Source organism: SAR324 cluster bacterium (assembly GCA_015232315.1).
Taxonomy (GTDB): Bacteria; SAR324; SAR324; order SAR324; family NAC60-12; genus JADFZZ01.
Map to the genome: position 1 here is coordinate 1 of JADFZZ010000074.1, position 5,017 is coordinate 5,017.

Genomic DNA, 5,017 nt, shown 5'->3' on the forward strand with positions numbered 1-5,017 from the left:
TATCTGGATCTTGATTTCATAATTGGACATAGGATTCTCGCATCAAAAGGTTCTTTTTGGGGGAAAATAACGCAAAATCCAGTGTATTCCTGTTCTACAACATATTCAAATCACCTGCACAGCTCGACATTTTTCAGTTGTCACACCAGCTATTCTGTTTTTTCATCCTTGATGCTGAGGAGATGTCCCAATTTTGTTTTCTTGGTTTTCAGATAACCAACATTGTCAGGCATCGCCCCTATTTCCAAGGGAACACGATCTACGACTTCCAGATGATATCCCTGTAAGCCTACGATTTTCCTTGGATTGTTGGTCAACAATTTCATTTTACGAACGCCCAGCATTGAAAGAATCTGCGCTCCAATCCCATAATCCCTCAAATCTTCCTTGAAACCCAGTTTGTGATTGGCTTCCACGGTATCAGCTCCTTGATCCTGAAGATCATAAGCCTTGATTTTATTGATCAGGCCTATACCCCGTCCTTCCTGCGGTAAATAAAGAATGACTCCTTTTCCTGCGTCTTCTACCATTTTCATGGCAACTTGAAGCTGTTTGCCACAATCACAACGATAAGAGCCAAAAACGTCTCCTGTGAGACATTCAGAATGGACTCTGACAAGAATGGGTTCGTCAGGAGTCCATGTTCCTTTGATCAAAGCCACATAATCACTCTGATCCATGATGCTTTGAAAACCAATCAAGCGAAAGGTACCATATTGAGTTGGGAGATTTGCTTCTGCCAGTTTGGTAACCAGCATTTCATTTTTTTTACGATAATCAATCAGATCAGCGATTGTGACCAGTTTCAGCTTATGATGGTCGGCAAATGTTCTTAATTCAGGAGCTCTTGCCATTGTTCCATCGTCACTCATGATTTCACAAATAACACCACCCCCCCGTAATCCAGCCAATTTGGCAAGATCCACGGAACCTTCAGTGTGGCCAACTCTCACAAGAACCCCCCCTTCTCTGGCACGCAGCGGGAAAATATGGCCGGGACGTTTCAAATCAGATGGCTTAACGTTTTCTGCCATGGCGGCCTGAATAGTACGCGCTCTGTCTGCGGCTGAAATGCCAGTAGTCACACCGGTCGCGGCTTCAATGCTCACGGTAAAATTGGTACCATGCATTGATTCATTATGAGAGACCATCAATGGCAAATTCAATTGCTCAACTCGATCTGAATCCAGGGCAAGGCAAATGAGGCCTCGTCCGTATTTAGCCATGAAATTGATCATTTCCGGTGTCGCTTTTTCCGCGGCAAAAACCAGATCTCCTTCATTCTCACGATCCTCGTCATCTACCAGAATAATCATTTTTCCATCACGTATGTCCTGTATCGCCTCAGCGATAGAATCAAAACGCAGTGTATCAGCACGTTCACTCATGATTTCTCATATTAAAATCGGCATGGATCATGATGTCCTCCCCCACCATTCGTACAGAACTGATTCTCAGTAATGACGCCTGGTCCAGTGTCAGACATTCCAATTCTCCACACCAGGTTAGCGAATCCTGGCCACCAATAATTTTGGGAGCAATGAACAATACAAGATGATGGGCCATGTTTGCCCGGATAAAACTGGCAAAAATTGAACTGCCACCTTCCACCAAAAGAGATTGAATTCCATATTGAGGAAGGATGGATACTAACCATTCAGGTTCTGGACGGGGATCTGGAGCGTGAAGAATCGTCACATTCGGATTTGATTTTTTTAGGGATCCAAACTTGCGAAGTGAGCAACTCTGTCCCACGACCCACAACACTTTCACCCCATCATTTCTGAAACATAAGCTATTTTCAGGACTTCGTCCCTGAGAATCCAGAATAATTCTGACAGGTGATTTCCCCTGATGGATATTTCTGGTATCAAGACGTGGATTATCCTGTATCACGGTCTGGACACCCACTAAAATGGCATCATGCCGATTTCGTATTTGATGTGCCTCCTGACGGGCATGTAAGCCTGTTATCCACTGGGACATTCCCATTTTTGTGGCAATTTTGCCATCCAGGGTACAGGCAACCTTGAGGGTCACATCAACAGACACAATAATTCTCATTCATGGTTGAGTCCAGGAGCATTGTTTGGATTGGGATTATAGTACAATTGATAAATTTTTTGAGTATCTGTGCCAAGCGCATTCAACAACAAAATTTTATTCATTAACCATAAGTAATTAAAAAAACCCAGTTTATGAAATTTTCTTGAAGAGGGGAATATGGGCGCTTCAACGAATCCCGCATGATAATGTCTGAGTTTTTTATTGATTTTCAGATCTTCAAGCAGAAACTCCTCAGGAAAGCCACCAATCTGCTCAAAAACAGCTTTGCGGATACACATTCCCTGATCGCCATAAATCAGTTTCAGATACCGACTCCTAAAATTCGAAATCATTTCCAGCCATCTGAAGTTAAAAGAATTTTCCGGGAAATGAATACGAAAACAGGAATAATCAATCGATTGAGTTTCCCATAATGAACTCAGTGCGTCTACGGCAGATCCTGGAACAATGACATCTCCATGGAGAAACAAAACATGTTCTGACTGAATGGCTTTGGCCCCTTCATTCCAGCATTGACTTCTTTTCAATGGTTTATCAAACCGAATATACCTGATCGGAAAATTAGTAACGATCGCAGAAGTTTGATCAGTACTGCCATTGTCCACCACCACGATTTCGTCAAAGTGGCGCAACCAGCAAGGTATATTTTTTATTAAATAACCGGCCTCATTTTTTACTGCGACAACCACACCTGGAAGCATGGTTACTCCTGTAGTGCTGCAATATCTTCCGCCGTCACATGATTTTCGTGATTGAGTGTGAAATAGGGAATTCCGCCCAGTAAACACACCAGCAACTGTATGATCACATACAGGTTGAAAATATCCGCGCCACCTGAAATTCCGACCATATGGTATAAGGATTCAAAGGCGGCATGTCCTACGCCAACACCACCGGGAGCAATCGGAATTGCGACCGTGATCAACCCGATAGGCATGATAAAAAGCTGGGTTGCCAGTTTCAGGTTTTGAACTTCCAACAACGAGGCCATTTGAAAGAAAAACATTGCAATGATGGAATGGATTAAAATGGACATCAACAAGGTACTCAGCAACGTCCATTTTCGGTGCTCATACAGTTTAAAGGCACTATAAACCTTGGTGGTCAGATGACTGGCTGGTAATTTACTGAACAATAGCAGGAACGGATCCTTGTTCCTGAAGGGAAACAGCACAATCGCGTAAAACAGAAGTGTCCCGATAAACAGAATGACGATCATGACCACCATGGAATGCAGAGCCGCATTGTGAGCAATGAGTTGCCAATTGAACAGCAACGCTAGAAAAGCCATCACAATCAGTCCGAATAAGCCAACAAACCGATCAATGAGCAGGGTCGTGAACGCTTTGGCTTTTCCCTCATTCTGTTGGGCCTTGATGATGTAATAGCCTTTCACCACATCGCCACTGACAGCACCGGGCAATGACACGTTGAAAAACATACCAATCCAGGTCAGTAAAAATGCCCGGGTATAGTCCACCTTCAAGCCCACGGCCTTGAGCAATAAAAACCAGCGATAACTGGCCAAGGGAATCATGAACAGGACTGTCCCTAGAAAAATCAGGCAAGGAATCAATGGTTTTTCCCAGAATAGTTTCATCCGTTCAGGGTTAAGTCGATCACTTGCAATCAGGTAATAAAGGATTCCACCAACCAGTCCCAATTTGATCAATGTGATAAAGAGCTTTTTCATCCTGGATCTCCATAATAAATCCAAACCAGCAAATCCAGTCCGGCCAGTATCACCAGCACTGACATCAGTACGGGTATCATTTTTTTTTGTTCAACAATTGTGAGCGTGGTAAGCATTCCCACAGCCAGATGCAAAATGCCCAGAAACATCATCCCTCTGGAACAGAAAAATCCAAGGGTCCCTCCGCAAACACCATGAACCATCTCAACCAACAGGGAACGTATTCCATAGCGCGCCTCACAATAACGGCAACGGCCTCTGGACAGTAAAAAAGAAAAAACGGGGATATTGTCAAACCATGCCAGTTGTGTACCGCATGAAAAACAGAGCGATCTCACTGGAAACGCGATGTTGATTCTATTATTTTGAAGGTACTGTTTAATAACTGGAGACACTGAGGAAGATTCCATTAGTTTTTGTTTTTCAGAACCTGTCATGAATTGCAGGGGAATGCGATCAATGCAAACATTGATAAAACTTCCCACGGCCAGGCCAAACATTGCTGAAAAAATGCTTTCAATCCATTGTAACAACTGATTACTCTGATTGGTGGTACAGGGCTAGGATAAACCAAACCAAGTTAGAAATGCGTAGTTTTTTCTCAAGATTTCTCGCCTTCAACTCGAAATGACACAGTCAGCCCTGTGTCATCCCGAACAACGAGAGGGATCTTTACCAACTGGGACCCAAACTCTGTCGAGATTCTTTGAAACAAACATTTCTGGAGAAGTATACTTCGTATTCAATACTAAAAAATTATTTTGTGTCAAACTTATTGCCCGGAAACACAAGCCAAACTTCTAAATCCAGGGTCTACCCTCAACCTTTTTCCATATTGCCGGCTGAACCCCGAATGTCATCTTACCCCGGAAGACTGGATTTGCTGGACGAGCTGGCGGAGCCGGAGCGTCCCGGATTGGATGTCAGGAAATTTCTCAGCGGAGAACGCAGAGAAGGATTGAAGGCTTCGTCAAGTGCATACCACATCCAAATCTTCCATTAAAAGCTTTTTTATAGGCATTTTCATTTCACTCGGTGACTTCCTCCAACACAGCGAGTCGGGTTCCAACGAACACCACGGCGTAGCTTTTCAGTTGGGGAATGTCCCGGAGTTCGGCGTTTTGGCGGTAGCGCTGTAGTTGTTCGATGGCTTCCCTTCGTTTTTCCTCCAGTTGACGCGCATTGTTTTTTTTCAGATACTTGAACTCGAACATGAACTGGAACGGCGGAAAAAACGGCGGGCGGTGCGTCAGCAGG

The 5,017-nt window shown here is 43.9% G+C and carries 6 protein-coding genes; all 6 read right to left on the reverse strand.

Features of this window, described 5'->3' with window-relative positions; genetic code table 11:
- Nucleotides 1-149 precede the first annotated feature (149 nt).
- Nucleotides 150-1,388: a bifunctional 3,4-dihydroxy-2-butanone-4-phosphate synthase/GTP cyclohydrolase II gene (locus HQM11_21205; GenBank protein ID MBF0353558.1), complete on the reverse strand. Its 1,239-nt coding sequence runs from the start codon at nt 1,386-1,388 to the stop codon at nt 150-152.
- Nucleotides 1,381-2,052, reverse strand: a complete 672-nt coding sequence (locus HQM11_21210) for a RibD family protein (GenBank protein MBF0353559.1) — start codon at nt 2,050-2,052, stop codon at nt 1,381-1,383. Before HQM11_21210 ends, HQM11_21205 begins: the two co-directional genes overlap by 8 nt.
- Nucleotides 2,053-2,060: 8 nt before the next feature.
- Complete coding sequence (locus tag HQM11_21215; protein MBF0353560.1) at nt 2,061-2,768, reverse strand: glycosyltransferase; 708 nt, start codon at nt 2,766-2,768, stop codon at nt 2,061-2,063.
- 2 nt (nt 2,769-2,770) lie between these two features.
- Nucleotides 2,771-3,760, reverse strand: coding sequence for a flippase-like domain-containing protein (locus tag HQM11_21220; GenBank protein ID MBF0353561.1), 990 nt, complete (start codon nt 3,758-3,760; stop codon nt 2,771-2,773).
- Nucleotides 3,757-4,293 carry a prepilin peptidase gene (locus tag HQM11_21225; protein ID MBF0353562.1) on the reverse strand — a complete coding sequence of 179 codons (537 nt, stop codon included), beginning with the start codon at nt 4,291-4,293 and terminating at the stop codon, nt 3,757-3,759. Before HQM11_21225 ends, HQM11_21220 begins: the two co-directional genes overlap by 4 nt.
- Before the next feature lie 495 nt (nt 4,294-4,788).
- Nucleotides 4,789-5,017: PD-(D/E)XK nuclease domain-containing protein (locus HQM11_21230; GenBank protein ID MBF0353563.1), on the reverse strand; the 229-nt coding region annotated here is incomplete at its 5' end.